Here is a 17,698-nt window from a genome sequence, read left to right as displayed (position 1 = left end):
CGCCATGAAAACCGCCCTCGTCCTCGGCCTGCTACTGCTTGGCGGCATCAGCCTCACCGCCAATGCGTTGCCGCTGAGCCCCAGCGAAAGCGCCGGTAAACGGCTGTACCGCGAGGGTGTGTCCGGGAGCGGTGAGCCGATCATGGCCAGGGTCGGCGCGGCGGACATGCTGCTGCCGGCCACCAGCCTGCCGTGTGCCAATTGCCATGGCGCCGATGCTCAAGGGCGGCCCGAAGGCGGGGTACGGCCGCCAGGTATCAGCTGGTCGCGCCTTTCCAGTGGTTACGGTCAGCAGCAGGTCAATGGTCGCAATTACCCGGCCTACACCGAGGGCACACTCGCCCGGGCGATCCAGGAAGGGCGTGATCCGGCGAACAATCGACTGGACCCGGCGATGCCGCGGTTCGTGCTGTCGATGAATGATCAGCGCAACCTCACGGCCTACCTCAAGCGCGTGGCCGAGGACCGTGATCCGGGGTTGACCGCCGACAGTTTGCACCTGGGCACCTTGTTACCGAGTCACGGACCGTTGAGCGAGGAGGGTGCCACGGTAGCGGCGGTGCTCAAGGGCAGCGTGGCGCGGATCAACGAGGCAGGCGGAATTCATGGCCGGCAACTGCGCCTGACCATCCTCGATCCGGGCCCGGACCGCGCCAGTGCCGAACAGGCGCTGGACCGCTTGATCGAGCAGGAACAGGTGTTCGCCCTGATCGCGCCGCTGGCACCTGCACTCGACACGGAACTGGCCACACGGCTGGAACGCGCCGTCATTCCGCTGATCGGGCCGCTCTCGCTGCAGGGCATGGCCCAGGCCAGTCGACAGATTTTCGAACCGCTGTCCGGGCTGCGCGAGCAACTGATCGCCCTGGCCGACTACGGTGCCGCCAATTTGCGCTTGCTCCAGGGGCCGACGCTGATTGTCTACCCGGATGAGCCGAGCCAACGACTGGCGGCGCAGAACCTCGGGCAGTACCTGCAAGATCGCGCCTGGCAGCACGTGCGGCTGCAGGCCTACACCTCGGCGCAGGACGAGCTGCCGCTGGGCTCGCGATCGGTGTTTTACCTGGGCAGCGGCGTCGGTTTCAGTCGCCTCGCCGAGCGCTTGCAATCGGCGGGTCAGGTGCCTTACCTGTTCGCCGCGTCGAATCAGGTGGCAGGCGACCTGTTTCAATTGCCCAGTGGTTTTTCCCGGCGGGTGTTTCTGGCTTATCCGTTCGTGCCCAGTGACTGGACGCTGGCCGGACGCCTCGCCTTGACGCAATTGCGCAAGAACCAGGGGTTGGGCGGTGAGCACGCGGTACTGCAAGTCGGCGCCTACAGTTCGATGCTGCTGCTCAGCGAAGGCATGAAACAGGCCGGGCGCGATGCCAGCCGCGAGAAACTCATCAGCGCCCTTGAAGGGTTGCATGATTTCGACACCGGGCTGACCCCGCTGATCAGCTTCGGTCCGGGCCGCCGACTGGGCTTGAGTGGTGCCCATATCGTCACCGTAGATTTACCCGACCAGCGCTTCTTTCTGGTCGCACCGTACAAACCCATTGCCGCGACACCCTGACGGGAGGCCTGATAATGAAATTCAAGACTCTGCTGATCCTGCTGACGATGTGGGGTCCCATGGCGTTTGCCAGCAATGGCCCGGCCGCCGCGCGAGTCAACGGCGAAGTCATTTCCGAGTTCCGTCTGGAGCGTTTTTTCGCCGAGTACCTGGAGGACCAGGGTCGGGCGGTGGGCAGCATTCGCAACCCCACGGCGTACAAGCAATTGCGCCAGAAAGCGCTGGACGCCCTGATCGACAAAGAGTTGCTGTGGCAAGAGGCGCGCAAGCGCGGGGTGGAGATCAGCGATGAAGTGGTGCAAAGCCAGGTCGAGCAGACGCGGCAAGCGATCGGTGGTGCCGAGGTGTTCGCCCGCAGGCTCGAAGACGCCGGTTTCGACGAAGCCACCTTTATCGAGTACACGCGCCGTGAGCTTGCGGCGCAGCAAATCTTTGCCGACCTCACCAAGGTGGCTGAGCCGGATGAAAATCAGGTCCGCGCGTTCTACGAAGAACATCGCGCTGAAATGAGCACGCCAGAGCAAATCCAGACGCGGCACATCCTGGTCAAAGTGCCTCAGGGGGCCGATGCCGCCACAGTTGAAGCAGCGCGGCTACGCTTAGAGGAGATGCGGGTGAAAATCAGCCAGGGCGAAGACTTTGCCAGCGTTGCCCGGGCCGGCTCCGAAGATGCTTCCGCCACCGAAGGCGGGGATCTGGGCTATTTTCCCCGTGGGCGCATGATGCCGGAATTCGAAGCAGCGGCATTTGCCCTGGCGCCGGGGGCCGTCAGCGCGCCGGTGCGCACACCGCTGGGCTGGCATTTGATCTACTTGCAGAACCACATGGAGGCGGTCGATGTCTCAGAAGTTCAGGGGCTTGAAATGGTTCGGGCGTACCTTGCCCGACAGCAAAAGGATCAGGCTCGTCTACGGGTTCTGGCGCAGTTGCGATCAAGCAATCGAATCGAACGGATCGACGATGATTGAAGGTTCCCCCCCAAATGTGGGGAAAGCTTCAGGGCAAATCCGAGCGCTTCCCCGCCTTTGGGGAACGGGGTTCCTGAACAAAAAGATTTTTTCATGAAAATCATAGAGATGAAGCGGCCAAAAACCGACGCTCAGTCTGGCATGAAGTGTGCGTTAGCCTAATTAAGGCGCGTACTCCCAGGCACGAATTTCGGACCTGCGGTTTCAAGGAGTCCACCTTGTTAAACAAAGTACTGGTTGTCGAAGACGAACAGCTTCTTGCCGAAAACCTCAAGGATTTCCTTCAGGCGCAAAAGCTGGAAGTCCGGATAGCACATGACGGTGCGACAGGTATCGGTGAAGCCGAACAGTTTGCACCCGATGTGATGGTGTTCGATTACCGCTTGCCCGATATGGAAGGCTTTGAGGTGCTCGATGCCGTCCGCCAGAACAGGAAGTGCCATTTTGTGCTGATTACCGGGCACCCAACCGCTGAAGTCTGTGAGCGGGCCCGGCAACTGGGAGTCAGCCATATCCTGTTCAAACCGTTTCCAATGGCGGAATTGGCCCGAGCAGTCTGTGACCTTTTAGGGATGGAGCGTGAAAACCGAACAGGCGCGAGCCCATCCGAAGGATTTGTCGAACGACGCCAGAGCAGGACCGAAAGTTTCCCGCTGCAGTTGTACGACGGCAGTTGGGTGCTGGCAGATCGTCGACGAAGTTCATCGACCTCCAAGGCACCAGACGACGGACAATTGCTCACCGGGGAGTAGTGGCGCGACAAGACGTTCCGGCATACGCCGTAATGGCCTGCCGCGTCGACAGGGCTCAAAGCCCCCGGCGTTGGAGAGCATGCCATGGACCGTCTATCCCTTGCCGTCGAACCGGCGCTGTCGGAATGTGTACCGTCGCGATTTTCCAGTGAACAGCTGGTCCAGGCCCGAGCCCGGGCAACCAGCTCCGGCGAGCGGGTTCTGGAAGCCCTCGGGGCGTTGAGCGAACTGGCCCCCATGCCCTTCATCCAGTGCCTCGGCGCTACCCTGCATTATCCGGTGCTCGACACCGACACCTTGTTTCAAGCCACCCCGGTGTTCGACCGGGTCACCCTGGCCCAATGCCTCAAGCGAGAATTCATCCTGCTGCGTCACGACGATGCGGTGATTGGCGTGTTTGCCGACCCCTTCGATACGTCGCGTCTTGCCTGGATCGATGATTGCCTGCACGGCGCGCCGCTGTACCTGGTGCATGCCGACGACCTGAAAGCCTACTTGGCGCGCCACGAAGAGAGTTTCCACGCGGTGGAATCGCTCAATGCCCAGGCCAACGCCAATATCGAAATCGATACCCTGCAAAGCCTGTCCCTGACCAGCATCAGCGAAGACGCCAGCGTGGTGGTCAAACTGGTCAACTCGACGCTCTACGACGCGCTGAAAATGCACGCCAGCGATATCCACCTGGGCACCACCGGCAGCGGTCTGGTGATCAAGTACCGGATCGACGGCGTGCTGAACAACATCAGCAAAATCCAGGGCAGCGAGTTCGCCGAGCAGGTGATCTCCCGGGTCAAAGTCATGGCCGAACTGGACATCGGCGAAAAACGCGTGCCCCAGGACGGTCGCTTCAAGATCGGCATCAGCGGTCGGCAGATCGACTTCCGGGTGTCGATCATGCCGAGCATTTTTGGTGAAGATGCGGTGCTGCGGGTCCTCGACAAACAGGACCTGGCGGACAAGGTCAGCGGCGTGCAATTGCAGGCCCTGGGCTTTGAAGACGAAACCCTGCGCGCGCTGCGCCGGCTGGCCGCCGAACCTTACGGCATGGTGCTGGTGACCGGCCCGACCGGCAGCGGCAAGACCACCACGCTCTACGCGATGATCACCGAGATCAACCACGGCGTGGACAAGATCATCACCATTGAAGACCCGGTGGAATACCAACTGCCGGGCGTCCTGCAAATCCCCGTCAATGAAAAGAAAGGCCTGACCTTTGCCCGTGGTCTGCGTTCGATCCTGCGCCATGACCCGGACAAGATCATGGTCGGTGAAATCCGCGACCCCGATACGGCGCAGATCGCCGTGCAATCGGCCCTGACCGGGCACCTGGTGTTCACCACCATTCACGCCAACAACGTGTTCGACGTGATCGGCCGTTTTACTCAGATGGAAATCGACCCTTACAGCCTCGTCTCGGCCCTCAACGCCGTGCTGGCTCAACGGCTGATCCGCCTGGTGTGCGCCAGTTGCAGTGCGCCGTGCAACCCGACCGATGAAGAACTGCGACTTTCCGGGCTCGACCCGCAAAAGGTCGATCATTACCACTTCGTCCATGGCAAAGGCTGCGGCCATTGCCGGGGCACCGGTTATCGCGGGCGGACCGCGATTGCCGAGCTGCTGCACCTGGACGACGAACTGCGGCAGATGATCGTCGAGCGCCAACCCGTTTCGAAGATCAAGGCACACGCTTGCAAACGTGGCTTGCGCCTGTTGCGCGAGTCCGCTCTGGAACTGGTGCAGGAAGGGCGGACCACGCTCGAGGAGATCAATCGTGTCACTTTTGTCTCGTGATCGTTATGTCGCCGTGCTCGGCGCCAGTGGTGTCGGCCTGGGCCAGCGCAAGGGTGGCGACACCCTGTGGTTGGGCAGCGTCGGCTTTATCGATGAAGGCTTCCATGCCTGGGCCGTCGCCCTCGAAACCCTCGACCGCTTGCTGGGTGAACACGCGCCTGCCGGTGCGGAATTGAGCGTGGTGGTCTCCGGTCACTTCAGCCGTTTCTGCCTGGTGCCCTGGAGCGAACAAATCACCAGCCCCGACGAATTGCTCGGGTTTGCCCAACTGTGTTTCGAAGACCTCTACGGCGTACCGACTCAGCCCTGGAGCATGGTGTTGTCGGCCGAACCTGCGGGTTTCGACCGGATCGCCACCGCGCTGCCGCAAGACTTGCTGGCGCGTCTGCGCAGCCTGGTCAGCGGTCGCGGCCTGCGCCTGCGGTCGGTGCAGCCGTACCTGATGGCGGCGTTCAATCACTTCGATAAAAGCCTCGATGCCGGCGACTTCCTGTTCGTGGTCGCCGAGCCGGTGCGCAGTGTCTTGCTGCTGGCCAGGGAAGGGCGCTGGACCTCGGTGCGCTCGGTGGGCAGCAGCGACAGCGATGCCGCACTGACCGCGCTGATCGGCCGTGAAAGCCAGTTGCAGGCCTCCACCAGCGAACGGCCGCTGAACGTTTACCTGCACGCTCCCGCTCGCATCGATGTGCAGCCTGACGTACCGGGTGTGCATCTGCGCACCCTCGAAGAGGACCGGACATCCGTACACGATTGTTTGTACGTCATGTCCCGGGCGGTGGCCTGACATGCGCGCCCTGACGCTCGACTTCCAGCCACGCCGCCGCTCGGGCCCATTGGGCTGGAGCCTGCTGGCGGGTGGCGTGGTGCTGGTCGTGACCTGTTTCGTCGCCCAGCAGCATGTCGCCGAACAAGCCTCGCAACAACAGGGCCATCTGCAGCACGCCCAGCGTGAACTCACGGGCGACACCGGCAGCAAAGTCACCCTGAGCCCGGCCGAGACCCGCGAGCAAGCCCAGAACCTGGCGGAAATGCGCAAGGTCTCGCAGCAACTGCGCCGGCCTTGGGAACGCCTGTTCGCCATGCTCGAAGCGATGCCGCGCGACAACATCGCCTTGCTGACCCTGACCCCGGATGCCCGCAAAGGCCAGGTGCGCATCAGCGCCGAGGCACGGGACCTGGAAGCGATGCTCGACTTCCACCGCCGCCTCGAAGCCAGCGACGAGCTCTCCGATGTGTCGCTGCTCAGCCACGAAATTGTCGTGAAATCTGCGGAACAACCGGTGCAATTCAACCTGTCGGCTAGCTGGGAGATCGGCGATGCAAATCTCTAGATTGATCGTCCACGAATACCTGCAAGGCCTTGGTGTGCCTGGCCTGGCAGGGCTGGCGATGTTGCTGCTGACGCTGGCCTGGGCCTTGGGTGGCCTGATGCCGGACTGGAACTCGCTGCAAACCCTCAGCCAGCAGACCCGCGAAGCCGGCGAGTACCTGGCCAAGGTTGAAGACGGCAGTGTTGCCGCCCCGGTGGTGCCGCAACGTCAGCTCGACGACTTCCGCAGCAAGTTGCCGTCGCAGCCGCAAGCCACCGTGGCGATCGACAAGATCTACGCGCTGGCAGCCCAGGAACACATCACCCTGGCACGGGGTGAGTACTCACTGGGCATCGACCCCAAGACGCATCTGGCCCGTTATCAGATTCTGCTGCCGGTGCGTGGCAGCTACCCGCAACTGCGACGCTTCCTGCACGCCTTGCTCGGCCAGTTGCCGGCCGTGGTGGTGGAGGACGTGGAGTTCCAGCGTAAAAAGATCGCCGACACCGACCTGGCCGGGCGGATCCGCATGACCCTTTACCTGTCGAGGTCATGATGAATACCAAACGCGTAGTGGGTTGGGTGGCGTTCTTCGGCGTAGCCGCGGCGCTGACCTGGGGGCCTGATTACTTCTTGCCGTCGGACGAAGCCGATGCGGCGGTCGCGACCGCGACGACGCCCACCAAAAGCAAAACCCGCGGCACTTTGCCGGCCGCCGCAGCCAGTGGCAAACCAGCGGCAATCAAAGACCTGAGCCCGTCCGGCGACCTGTTCGCCGCCCGCAGCTGGAAGGCTGCACCGACACTGGCCAGCGTCACCGAACAACCCGTCAACCCGACTCCGGTGGTGCAAGTCCCCAGCGTACCGCCGATGCCTTTCCAGTTCGTCGGCAAGATGAGTGACCGTTCCGACCTGCAAGTGTTTTTGCAGAACGGCGAAAAAATATACGTCGTACGCAAAGGGGATGTGATCGACGACACCTGGCGGATCGAGGGGATTTCCGACGTGGAACTCAGCTTTGTCTACCTGCCTCTGCATTTGTCCCAGACCTTGTCTGTGGGGAGCACGCAATGATCAGATCATGCCGTAATACGATAGGAGCGCTGATGAGCCTTTGCCTGTGCGCAGCGCTGGCCGCGTGCAGCTCGGCGCAGGTTGCCAAAGAGGAGGGGACCGACCTGATGGCGTCGGGGCAGTATGAAGCCGGCCTGGCCCGTATCGAGGAAGGGCTCAAGGAAAACCCTCGCAACACCGAACTGCACCTCGCCCTGACCAGCGGCCGTGCCCGTGCCGTGACGGCGTTGTTGACCCAAGGCGACATGGATCGCGCCCAGCGTGATTTCGCGTCGGCCCGCATGGCGTATAGCCGGGTGTTGACCATCGAACCCAACAACCGTCGGGCCCAGGATTCCCTGCGCCAACTCGAACACATGCGCAGTCTGGATGACAAACTCGAACTGGCCCGGGGCGACCTGCGTCGCGGCGATATCTACGGCGCCGACCGCCAGGTCAAACAGATCCTCGAGCTGGACCCCAAGAATGAAGGCGCCCTGGCGCTGCAAAGCAATATCCGTCTGGTGCAAAGCCGCAACGTGATTCCTTATCCGCAACTGCGCACCCGTCTCGACCGGCCGGTGACCCTGGAATTTCGCGACGCCAACCTGAAGACCATTTTCGAAGTGCTGTCCCAGGTCGCCGGTTTGAATTTCATCTTCGACAAGGACCTGCGCCCGGACATGAAAGCCACCATCTTCGTGCGTGACGTGCGCATCGAAGACGCCGTGGAACTGCTGCTGCAACAGAACCAGCTGCACCAGAAAGTGGTGAACGAAAACACCTTGCTGATCTACCCCGACTCGCCGCAAAAGCTCAAGGATTACCAGGAACTGGTGATGCGCACCTTTTACCTGACCAGCATCGATGCCAACACCGCGCTGAACATGATCAAAACCATGCTCAAGACCCGTGACGTGTTCGTCGATGAACGCCTCAATACCTTGACCATGCGCGACTCCGAAGACGCCGTGCGCATGGCCGAGAAACTCCTGCAATCCCAAGACCAGTCCAACCCGGAAGTGGTGTTGGAAGTGGAGGTGATGGAAGTCGCCACTCAACGCATTCTGGATCTTGGGCTGCAATGGCCGAACACCTTCGGTGTAGTCAACAGCGACGGTTCGGCCGTGACCCTGCTCGATCAACTCAAAGGCATCAACTCCAGCCGGATCACCATTTCGCCGTCGCCCCAGGCCAAGATCAACGCCCAGGACAACGACATCAATACCCTGGCCAGCCCGGTGATCCGCGTCAGTAACCGTGAGCAGGCGCGTATCCACATCGGTCAGCGTGTGCCGATCATCAGCGCCACTTCGGTGCCATCGACCCAGGGTCCGGTCATCACTGAAAGCGTCACTTACCTGGACGTCGGTCTGAAGCTTGAAGTGCAACCGACCGTGCACCTGAACAATGAAGTGGCAATCAAGATCGCCCTGGAAGTCAGTAACGCCACGCCGCTGGAGCCGACCCGCCAAGGCACGATTCCGGTTCAGGTCGACACCCGAAACGCCCAAACCACCCTGCGTTTGCATGACGGTGAAACTCAAGTGTTGGCCGGTCTGATGCGCGATGACCATGGCGCCACGGGCAACAAGATTCCGGGGCTTGGCGACATCCCCGGTCTTGGCCGTTTGTTCGGCAGCAACAAGGACACCGTCGGCAAGTCGGAACTGGTGCTCTCCATCACCCCACGCATCGTGCGCAACCTGCCGTACCAGAGCCCGTCGGACATGGAATTCCCAACCGGTACCGAAACCAGCATGCACATCCAGGCGCCTGACCGTCGGATGCAACCGCCGATTCAGAATGAGCACATCGATCGGCCGCCGGTAGCGTCCACTTCCACCCCTGTTGTCGTCGAGAAGCCTTGATCATGAACGCCTCGCAACGTGGTTTTACCTTGATCGAAGTCGTGGTGACGCTGGCCCTGATCGGCCTGCTGGCCGGCATGGCCGCGCCGCTGACCGAGACCGTGGTGCGCCGGGGCAAAGAGCAGGAATTGCGCGCAGCGCTGTACCAGATCCGCGACGCCATCGACGCCTACAAACGCGCCTTCGACGCCGGTTACATCGAGAAGTCGCTGAACAGCAGCGGCTATCCACCGAGCCTGCAAGTGCTGGTGGAAGGCGTGCGTGATGTGCGCAGCGCCAAGGGGGCCAAGTTCTACTTTTTACGCCGTGTACCCCATGACCCGCTGACGCCGGTCAAGCGTGACGACGACGGTGGCTGGGGCTTGCGCTCTTACGACAGTACGGCTCAAAACCCGCGGGATGGCGAAGACGTTTTCGACGTTTACTCCCATGCACGCGGCAAGGGTCTCAACGGCATTGCCTACCGGGAGTGGTGAAACATGCGTCGGGAAAAGGGTTTTACCCTGCTGGAACTGATGGTGGTCATGGCAATCATCGCGACCCTGATGACCATCGCCTTGCCACGCTATTTCAACAGCCTCGAAGCCTCGAAAGAAACCACGCTGCGCCAGAGCCTGTCGGCCATGCGCGAAGCACTGGATCACTACTACGGCGACACCGGACGCTATCCCGATTCTCTGGAGCAACTGGTGGAACAGCGTTACCTGCGCAATCCGCCGATGGACCCGATTGCTGAACGCAAGGACCTCTGGGTGCTGGTCGCGCCACCTGACGGCGTACCGGGCGGGGTCGCCGATATCAAAAGCGGATCCACAGGGAGGGCGCGTGATGGCAGCCTTTATTCCGAGTGGTAAGCCCGCCAACGAGGCCGGGTTCACTTACCTGGGCGTGCTGTTTCTGATCATGGTGATGGGCATGGGCCTGGCCAGTGCCGGCGAGTTGTGGTCGACCGCCTCGCGTCGTGATCGCGAACGCCAATTGCTGTGGGTCGGCACTCAATATGCCCAGGCCTTGCGCAGTTATTACCGCAGTTCGCCAGGCCTGGCGCAGTACCCGAAAGAACTTGAAGACCTGTTGCAGGACGAGCGTTTTCCAACGCCAAAACATCATATTCGCCAGCTGTACCCGGACCCGATCGGCGGTGGTGAATGGACCCTGATGCGCGGGTTCGACGGGCGCATCACCGGCCTCAACAGTCCGTCCACGGACCTGCCGCTGAAGCAGTCGGACTTCCCCAGTCAGTGGTCGGACTTCACCGGCATGGCGAGCTACAAGGACTGGCAGTTCGTGGCCGAGAAAGCCTTCCTCGATGGCGCCTCGGGCCCGGCGAACAGCCACTCCGCAGGGTCTCAGGCGGTGACGCCATGAACCGCCAATGGTTGTCGGCCCTGATCCTCGCCTGCGTGGCGATGTTCGCGAACGCTAGCGAGGAAGACGAAATGAAGGGTTTTATCGTCGATGACACGATCTCGCACATCGGCCACGACTTTTACTACTCGTTCAGTGAACGCCTGCGCGCCACCAGCCCAATGGATTTCAACCTGGTGGTGCGCGAGCGACCTTCGGCACGCTGGGGCAGCCTGGTGACCGTGGAATATCAGCAGCGACTGGTTTATCGGCGCTTCCTGCCACCGAACACCGTGGAACTCAAGGACGAGGCCTATGACGCCGCCGACTGGGTTCGCGGGCAGATTGTCCAGCGCAAGCTGGAAGCCTTGTTGCAGGACACTACGGACCTTGAGAGGGACGAATTATGAAAACGAAAACAGTCTCACGGAACCTCGGGCTCTGGTTGATCGGGCTGGGAAGTTGCAGCCTGGTGCACGCCACGGAGCTGGTTTACACGCCCATCAACCCCTCGTTCGGCGGCAATCCGTTGAACGGCACCTGGTTGCTGAACAACGCCCAGGCGCAAAACGATTACGACGATCCCGACCTGAAAAACCGCACCTCGGTGGCCGGGACTTCGGCCCTTGAACGCTTCACCAGCCAGTTGCAATCGCGGTTGCTGGGGCAGTTGCTGGACAACATCTCCACGGGCAATACCGGGAGCCTGTCCACCGACGCTTTTATCGTCAACGTCGTCGACGACTCCGGTGCACTGACCATTGAAGTGACCGACCGAGCGACCGGTGAAATTTCGGAAATCCAGGTGAATGGCCTAGCCCCTTGAAGGGGATTCGGGACGAGGGGGAGAGACGGACATGAAAAAAATAATAGCGCTGGGGTTGATGTTGGCGGCATTGCAAGGGTGCAGTTTGCGCGAGAATGTGGGGGCCGAGCAGGACACCGAGTCGCCGACCCTGACCCCTCGGGCGTCGACCTATTACGACTTGATCAACATGCCACGACCCAAGGGCCGGTTGATGGCGGTGGTGTACGGCTTCCGGGACCAGACCGGGCAGTACAAACCGACCCCGGCCAGTTCGTTCTCGACCAGCGTGACCCAGGGCGCGGCGAGTATGTTGATGGATGCGTTGCAGGCCAGTGGCTGGTTTGTGGTGCTGGAACGTGAAGGGCTGCAGAACCTGCTGACCGAGCGCAAGATCATCCGCGCCTCGCAGAAGAAGCCCAATACGCCGGTGAATATTCAGGGCGAGCTGCCACCGTTGCAGGCGGCGAATCTGATGCTGGAAGGCGGGATCATTGCCTATGACACCAACGTGCGCAGCGGCGGGGAAGGGGCGCGGTATCTGGGGATCGATATTTCCCGGGAGTATCGGGTGGACCAGGTGTCGGTGAACCTTCGTGCGGTGGATGTACGCAGTGGGCAGGTGCTGGCGAATGTGATGACCAGCAAGACGATTTACTCGGTGGGCCGCAGTGCCGGGGTGTTCAAGTTTATCGAGTTCAAGAAGTTGCTTGAGGCTGAGGTCGGGTACACCACGAACGAGCCGGCGCAGTTGTGTGTGTTGTCGGCGATCGAGTCGGCCGTCGGGCACCTGTTGGCCCAGGGGATTGAGCGGAATTTGTGGCAGGTGGCCGGGGATAATTCTTCGCCTGTTAACAATGCGACGCTGGATCGTTACCTGACCCAGAACAAGGTTGTGCCTGAGGGTGAGGAAGAGTGAGCCGAGGCGGCCTTCGGGCCGACCTGGCTTTACCTTCGATCTGAAGCTCTTGACCTTGGCGGCCTTCGGGCCGACCAGGTTCCCCCTGATGCACCCGGTCCCCTGTAGGAGCGAGGCTTGCCCGCGAAGGCGGCCTGACAGCCGGCCGATCTCCCCACAGATGTACCCAGTCCAACTGTGGGAGCTGGCTTGCCTGCGAATGCGGCCTGACAGCCGACCAATCTCCCTCAGATGTGCCCCGTCCAACTGTGGGAGCGAGCCTGCTCGCGATAGCGGCCTAGTAGCCGACCAATCTCTTTCAGGTGTACATATCCATTTCTGCGGTTACGGCCACTTATGGTTTCGCCCTTACGGCGAGTCCCTTTTTCAAACGCCAAAAAGGAACCAAAAGGCTTCGCCCCAGCGTCCGGCCCCTCGCCTAGGCTCGGCGTACCCTCGCTCCGGCATTCATCTGGGGGCATCGCCTCCGGTTGGCTTCGCTTCAACCTCCTCTCGATGTGTGCGGCTTCGCCGCACGGCGCTGCGCGCCCACCCCCCAGATGAACGCCTCCACTCGGCCTCCCGAAGGGGCGGGCAGATCAAAAGCCAGATCAAGATCAAGATCAAGAGCTGCAGGCGAGCTAACGCTCGGCCTGTTGAGTGGTGAGAAGCGCAAGGCGTACGCCGATTTATTGTAGGAGCGAGGCTTGCCCGCGAAGGCGTCCTGATAGCCGACTTGGTTTCGGTGATAGAACTCACTCCAGCAGGCCGATATATTTGCCCCACCCGAATACAATAAACATCCCAACGAACGAACACGCATTCAAGCGATAGGGAATTTCGATCCAGCGTCTTAAATGCAGTGGGAAGCGGCGAATATCCTCAAGCGCACGAGGATCGTCCAGTAAGAGTAAAGAAGGCCGTTTGCTTAGCATGGCCGTAATTAAGTTGAGCCTGTATCTGCGGCTGTAGAAACCGTATCCGTTTTCCCGACGGTAGGCCTGGATGAGGTAACAATTTTTAAGATGTGATTCCATTTCTTTGAGCTTGAAAAGTCCTACAAAAACCATAATCGCCAAGTTGATAATCGCCACAGTGAACAAAGAGATCACGACGGCTGCGTAGAGCAGTCTTGTTTCAGTCATGGGTACTCGATTCGTATAAGACTTCAGCGGTTGAATCAAGGATATGTGACAGCTTTATTTTTACTTGAGCTGCTTCGCTTCGACTTACAGGCGATGTCTTTGAATTTTTCAAACCTGAGTTCGGCTCGCAGTTTCAGGTCGCATAATTCTTTCAAACACAGGAGTCCGTCCGCTTCCTTGACTCGGCTAAACCAGGCCTGTGTATTTGGCCCAACCACACATTGCAAACATCCAGACAACGCAGAACAGATTGATGTGGCCAGGAATTACAATCCAAGGCCGCAGGTGTGCAGGAAACGTCCTCACTTCTTCAATTGCGACGGGATCTAAACGGCGCTGGTATTTGAATACCAATAGGGAATAGACCATCCCCATACTTCCTAGCCGGCTCAAGAAGCTACCGAACGGTTCAAATCGGTATTGCTTGACCAGATTCGATTTCACAAAGTGCGCCTGGCAGTCCTCTGCTTTGAAGTAGGCTGCGTATACCGATATCGCTGTGTTCACCAACATCACTGCCGTCCAAAGTAAACAAGACGCCAAAAATGCCCAGTTATGCTGACTCATGGAGCGGTAACCTGATAAAGCATTTCGCCGGAAACTTCACCGAGAACGGCCCCCCGTCTGCGGTACCGGCGATCACGGCCCCACTCACCACCAACATACAGACGAGTCCACCTAACCCTACCGTTCCAGCGCCGATCGCAGCACAGGTTGCAGGGGCAACCATAGGGGCCAGTCGGCCAGCCGCTATGCCTCCCAAAACATTGCCAGACAATTTCGAGCCCTCCACAAACTTCACTTGACGACACTCCTCTTCGCGCCCACTGCGGCAAGCCTCGCTAATTTTCATTGCCGCTGAACCTGCTCCCAGAGCTATCGCCACGTAACCACCTGTCTTCATATATTTAACGGCTTGAGAAACTGCTGAGATGTTCGTTGCGTAACCTGGTAACTGAGTTGGAGAACCTGCTTTGTTCCAATGATGAATAGTTTTTCGAGACGAAAGCCCCAACGCTCTTTTGAGCTTGGGATGATCGGCGAGTCCGAGTCCCTTGCGCACCAGAGGCCCGAATCCGGCGTCCAGTTTCGCCATCAGGCGTTTGCGTCGAGCAAAAAATTCTGGTGAATGAAGATGACGATGTTGTTGGTACTGCTCTTGATGCAGTCGCTCCAACTCTTTAAGAGTATCGCCGAGGCCTTCCAAATGACGACCGACCATAAACGTCGCCACGCCTAGTCCACCAGAAGAAATTCCCAAAAACGGCTCAATCACCTCATGGTACTCAACCATGAACGAAGCCTCTTCATCACTCAGCTCCTTGAGCGCCTCGTTAACCTTCTGCGCAGCAATCATCATCTGCGCCTCTTCACGCCGGCACATGTAATGTCGTGAATCGCTGAAGATCACCATTTGCCCCGGCTTCACGTGCTCACCCAGATGGCGATTGAGTGAACGGAATTCGCGACGTAACGCATCACTTGGCGAACTCTCATACAGCGAGCGCTCCAGCGACTCAAGGCTCATGGGCTTTTCAACAATGTGAAAACCCGACTCCGCCGGTTTGGGTTGGGTAAAGGCGTGATCTTCGACCAGATGTTGCGCCGGGGGTGGTTCGGGTTGGGTCTTGAATCCATTCCATGAGCCGCCCCCGTTTTCCGGATTGACGCGAGGCGTGACCATTGCCCAATCGCCGCTGCTCACGGCGTTGAGCAGTTTTTGCTGGTGGGCGGCCTGCATGTAGTTGGAGCTGTTGGCGCCCACGGCATTGAGCAGGTCGTCGAACCCTTGTAAGTCGTGCGGGTAGTTCAGGGCCTGGCGAAGGGCGTCGGCAGCCTGATGGCTGTCGAGTACCTGGCCGCGCTCGCCGACGAGTTGGTGTTGGGGGATGAGTTTTGTCACGCTTTGTGCCCGATCCTTGGAAATGGGGCACTTTGGCGATGGGGCTCAAGTGTGAATGCCGGAGGATTCGGTAAAACTTGTAGGGCAAGTCTGAAATCTTGGCGGCGTTTGGGGGAGGGTGGTTAGTCAGCAAGTGATGGGCGGGATTGAGGGGCCAATCGCGGGCAAGCCACGCTCCCACAGGGGATTTTCGTCGTTCACAAAATCGGTGTCCCATGGAGATCAAATGTGGGGGCGAGCTGACTTTAAGGCGACACCTCTGCATAGGCAAAAAAAAACCGCGACCCTCCCCCGAGGGCCGCGGTTTTTAACGCCTCGCGATTATTGCTGCAACACAGTCGCCCGGTTGTCAGAACCGAACTGCTGGACATTCGCCATCTGGGTCACGCCACTCTGGTCAACACTGGCAATGTTCCCGGTACCGCCCTGGGTCACGTACGCCACGTTCATGGTGTCAGCCTGTTTGACGGTGATCATGTTGTCGCTGCCATACAGCTGCGTGGTGAACGCCTGGTTGCCCGTGCCCGACTGGTCGAACTCGGTGGTGTTGCCCGTGCCGTTGGTGGTGCCCTGGGCCAGGTTGGTGGTGCCGCGCTGGTCGGCGATCAGGATGTTGTCGCTGCCGTTCTGGTCGAAGTACAGCTCGTTATAGGAATCGGCCTGGCTGATGGTGGTTTTGTTGCCGCTGCCGGTCTGGTTGGTGGTCATGATGTGGCCAACGCCATCCTGTTTGAAACTGGCGATGTTGCCGTTGCCGGCTTGTGTGACGGTCGCAACCTGGTTGCTGCCGAATTGGCCGCCCTGTTGCGGGCCTTTCCAGTTGCTGGCGTAGACCTTGTTTTCGGTACCCACGGAGGTGGCGGTCAGCACGTGGCTGTCGCCGCTCTGGTAGGTGAAGTGCACGTTGCCGGTGCCTTGCTGGTACAGCGCGAGCACCGAGCCGACGGAGTCGAACTGGTCGGCGTAGATGGCGTTGACGTCACCGACTTGCAAGACCTGGGCATAGTTGTTTTGGCCGAAGCTCTGGTCGACCACGGTTTCGTTGGTTTGCCCGTACTGGTTGACGGTGGCCTCGCTCGCGGTTTGTGCGCCTTGCCAGACCTCACTGCCGTTGAAGTCGCCGAACTGGTTGATGGTCACGATACCGCCGTTGCCATCGCGCTGGTCGCCATAGGCATAGTTGCCTTCGCCGGCCTGGTTGATGCCGATCTCGCCGCCCATGTGCGCGATCTGTTCGGCGGTGCCGTAGTTGGCGGTGCCGTACTGGATGATCGTCGCGTTGTTGGCGATGCCCAGTTGAATCTGCTCGATATTGGCCTCGTTGTTGTCACCGAACTGGAAGGTCTGGCCTTGGGTGGCTTCCTGGGTGTCCTGATAGATGAACGAGAAGTTGCCGCTGCCCGACTGTTGTTGCAGCGCCTGGTTTTCGCCCATGCCGATCGATTGGCTGGCATGGCTGGTGTTGCCGCTGCCGACCTGTTGCTGGGTGATGAGGCCGCCGTTCTCGAACAGTTGCTCACCGTAAGCGGCGTTGAAGTCGCCGACCTGATCCTGGGTGATGGTGCCGGTGGCGTTGTCTTGCACCGCCGCGGCATCGTTACCCTGGCCGAGTTGTTGTTGGGTGGCGGTACTGAACGGGGCCGCGGTCTGTTTCACATCGGCAACGTTGGCGGTACCGAGCTGGGCCTGGGTGGAAACGCTGTCGTCGGCCATCGCCTGGGCACTGACAATGACCAGTATGGCGGCGGTGAGGGGCGTCAGTTTGAACATGATGAAACCTCCAAGGGGTGCAGTGCTTTAGCGATATTGTTTAACCAAAACGCTCATGCCGTTCCCCGACTGGGTTACGGCGCTTGAAAGCCCCGTACCGGCCTGGTCGATGCGGGCGTCGTTGTTATTGCCGTTCTGGGAAATCTGCGCGCGGTTGTGGCTGCCGTTTTGGGTGATTGAGGCGGCGTTGCCAGAACCTTGCTGGGTGATCATTGCCATGAGGTCGCTGCCTTGTTGCAGGATGTAGGCTTCCTGGTTACTGCCCGACTGGACAATGGTGCCGAGCAACGATTGGCCGTTCTGTTGCAGCAGCGCTATGTTGGCCTGGCCGTTCTGGTCGATCAGCGCCTGCTGGCCAACCGGTGGAGGCAACTCACCGAGGTCGGCGGAAGGTGCCAGGTCGTCGTTCTCCATCAAATCGTCGGCGCGCACGCCTGCACTGCTGCAAAGCAGAAGCAGGCAGAGCAGGGCGGCGGTCGGCGTTTTCATGGCGTTGTCCTGTGGGAAAAGACCGGCCCCACCCACCGGAT

The 17,698-nt window shown here is 60.1% G+C and carries 20 protein-coding genes; 15 read left to right on the top strand and 5 right to left on the bottom strand.

What is annotated here, in order from left to right:
• The first annotated feature begins 4 nt into the window (after positions 1–4).
• The 15 genes from ACYZTM_RS04145 (at position 5) to ACYZTM_RS04075 (ending at position 12,371) form a co-directional block, all read left to right on the top strand.
• Entirely contained in the window at positions 5–1,555 is a 1,551-nt protein-coding gene (locus ACYZTM_RS04145; RefSeq protein ID WP_461987232.1) for a cytochrome c/ABC transporter substrate-binding protein, read from the top strand.
• Between the two features lie 14 nt (positions 1,556–1,569).
• Positions 1,570–2,523 carry a peptidylprolyl isomerase gene (locus ACYZTM_RS04140; RefSeq protein ID WP_461987230.1) on the top strand — a complete coding sequence of 318 codons (954 nt, stop codon included), beginning with the start codon at positions 1,570–1,572 and terminating at the stop codon, positions 2,521–2,523.
• Between the two features lie 218 nt (positions 2,524–2,741).
• On the top strand, positions 2,742–3,275 hold the full coding sequence (locus ACYZTM_RS04135) for a response regulator (protein ID WP_131059657.1): 534 nt from the start codon (positions 2,742–2,744) through the stop codon (positions 3,273–3,275).
• 84 nt (positions 3,276–3,359) lie between these two features.
• Positions 3,360–5,066 (top strand): GspE/PulE family protein, encoded by a 1,707-nt coding sequence (locus ACYZTM_RS04130; RefSeq protein ID WP_461987228.1) that lies wholly within the window; start codon positions 3,360–3,362, stop codon positions 5,064–5,066.
• Positions 5,047–5,850: a hypothetical protein gene (locus ACYZTM_RS04125; protein WP_131059659.1), complete on the top strand. Its 804-nt coding sequence runs from the start codon at positions 5,047–5,049 to the stop codon at positions 5,848–5,850. Before ACYZTM_RS04130 ends, ACYZTM_RS04125 begins: the two co-directional genes overlap by 20 nt.
• Position 5,851: 1 nt before the next feature.
• Positions 5,852–6,397 carry a PilN domain-containing protein gene (locus tag ACYZTM_RS04120; protein ID WP_461987225.1) on the top strand — a complete coding sequence of 182 codons (546 nt, stop codon included), beginning with the start codon at positions 5,852–5,854 and terminating at the stop codon, positions 6,395–6,397.
• Positions 6,384–6,932 carry a GspMb/PilO family protein gene (locus tag ACYZTM_RS04115; protein WP_461987223.1) on the top strand — a complete coding sequence of 183 codons (549 nt, stop codon included), beginning with the start codon at positions 6,384–6,386 and terminating at the stop codon, positions 6,930–6,932. Before ACYZTM_RS04120 ends, ACYZTM_RS04115 begins: the two co-directional genes overlap by 14 nt.
• Positions 6,932–7,450, top strand: coding sequence for a hypothetical protein (locus ACYZTM_RS04110; RefSeq protein ID WP_461987221.1), 519 nt, complete (start codon positions 6,932–6,934; stop codon positions 7,448–7,450). Before ACYZTM_RS04115 ends, ACYZTM_RS04110 begins: the two co-directional genes overlap by 1 nt.
• A complete protein-coding gene (locus ACYZTM_RS04105; RefSeq protein ID WP_461987219.1) occupies positions 7,447–9,300 on the top strand; it encodes a secretin N-terminal domain-containing protein in 1,854 nt (617 codons plus the stop codon). The genes ACYZTM_RS04110 and ACYZTM_RS04105 overlap by 4 nt, the downstream gene beginning before the upstream one ends.
• 2 nt (positions 9,301–9,302) lie before the next feature.
• Positions 9,303–9,776 carry a type II secretion system protein gene (locus ACYZTM_RS04100; protein WP_131059664.1) on the top strand — a complete coding sequence of 158 codons (474 nt, stop codon included), beginning with the start codon at positions 9,303–9,305 and terminating at the stop codon, positions 9,774–9,776.
• A gap of 3 nt (positions 9,777–9,779) precedes the next feature.
• Positions 9,780–10,154, top strand: a complete 375-nt coding sequence (locus ACYZTM_RS04095; RefSeq protein ID WP_131059665.1) for a type II secretion system protein — start codon at positions 9,780–9,782, stop codon at positions 10,152–10,154.
• Entirely contained in the window at positions 10,129–10,668 is a 540-nt protein-coding gene (locus tag ACYZTM_RS04090) for a type II secretion system protein (protein ID WP_461987216.1), read from the top strand. Before ACYZTM_RS04095 ends, ACYZTM_RS04090 begins: the two co-directional genes overlap by 26 nt.
• Entirely contained in the window at positions 10,665–11,057 is a 393-nt protein-coding gene (gene csgE / locus ACYZTM_RS04085) for a curli production assembly/transport protein CsgE (RefSeq protein WP_131059667.1), read from the top strand. Before ACYZTM_RS04090 ends, csgE begins: the two co-directional genes overlap by 4 nt.
• A complete protein-coding gene (locus ACYZTM_RS04080; protein ID WP_109632931.1) occupies positions 11,054–11,473 on the top strand; it encodes a curli assembly protein CsgF in 420 nt (139 codons plus the stop codon). Before csgE ends, ACYZTM_RS04080 begins: the two co-directional genes overlap by 4 nt.
• 31 nt (positions 11,474–11,504) lie before the next feature.
• The gene (locus tag ACYZTM_RS04075) at positions 11,505–12,371 is read left to right on the top strand and encodes a CsgG/HfaB family protein (protein ID WP_131059668.1); all 867 of its coding nucleotides are present in this window, start codon (positions 11,505–11,507) and stop codon (positions 12,369–12,371) included.
• A gap of 734 nt (positions 12,372–13,105) precedes the next feature.
• Here ACYZTM_RS04075 and ACYZTM_RS04070 read toward each other — a convergent pair.
• From ACYZTM_RS04070 to ACYZTM_RS04050, 5 genes are all read right to left on the bottom strand, one after another.
• The gene (locus ACYZTM_RS04070) at positions 13,106–13,495 is read right to left on the bottom strand and encodes a hypothetical protein (RefSeq protein ID WP_461987213.1); all 390 of its coding nucleotides are present in this window, start codon (positions 13,493–13,495) and stop codon (positions 13,106–13,108) included.
• A 186-nt stretch (positions 13,496–13,681) separates the two neighbouring features.
• The gene (locus tag ACYZTM_RS04065; RefSeq protein ID WP_131063482.1) at positions 13,682–14,062 is read right to left on the bottom strand and encodes a hypothetical protein; all 381 of its coding nucleotides are present in this window, start codon (positions 14,060–14,062) and stop codon (positions 13,682–13,684) included.
• Positions 14,049–15,398 (bottom strand): hypothetical protein, encoded by a 1,350-nt coding sequence (locus ACYZTM_RS04060; RefSeq protein WP_461987211.1) that lies wholly within the window; start codon positions 15,396–15,398, stop codon positions 14,049–14,051. The genes ACYZTM_RS04065 and ACYZTM_RS04060 overlap by 14 nt, the downstream gene beginning before the upstream one ends.
• Before the next feature lie 321 nt (positions 15,399–15,719).
• Positions 15,720–17,168: a curlin gene (locus tag ACYZTM_RS04055; protein WP_461987209.1), complete on the bottom strand. Its 1,449-nt coding sequence runs from the start codon at positions 17,166–17,168 to the stop codon at positions 15,720–15,722.
• A gap of 27 nt (positions 17,169–17,195) precedes the next feature.
• On the bottom strand, positions 17,196–17,657 hold the full coding sequence (locus tag ACYZTM_RS04050) for a curlin (protein ID WP_461987207.1): 462 nt from the start codon (positions 17,655–17,657) through the stop codon (positions 17,196–17,198).
• Between the last annotated feature and the right edge of the window lie 41 nt (positions 17,658–17,698).

Source organism: Pseudomonas sp. MDT2-39-1 (assembly GCF_054898085.1).
Note: the sequence above shows the minus strand (reverse complement) of the source record. Positions and strands in the feature narration are given on the sequence as shown.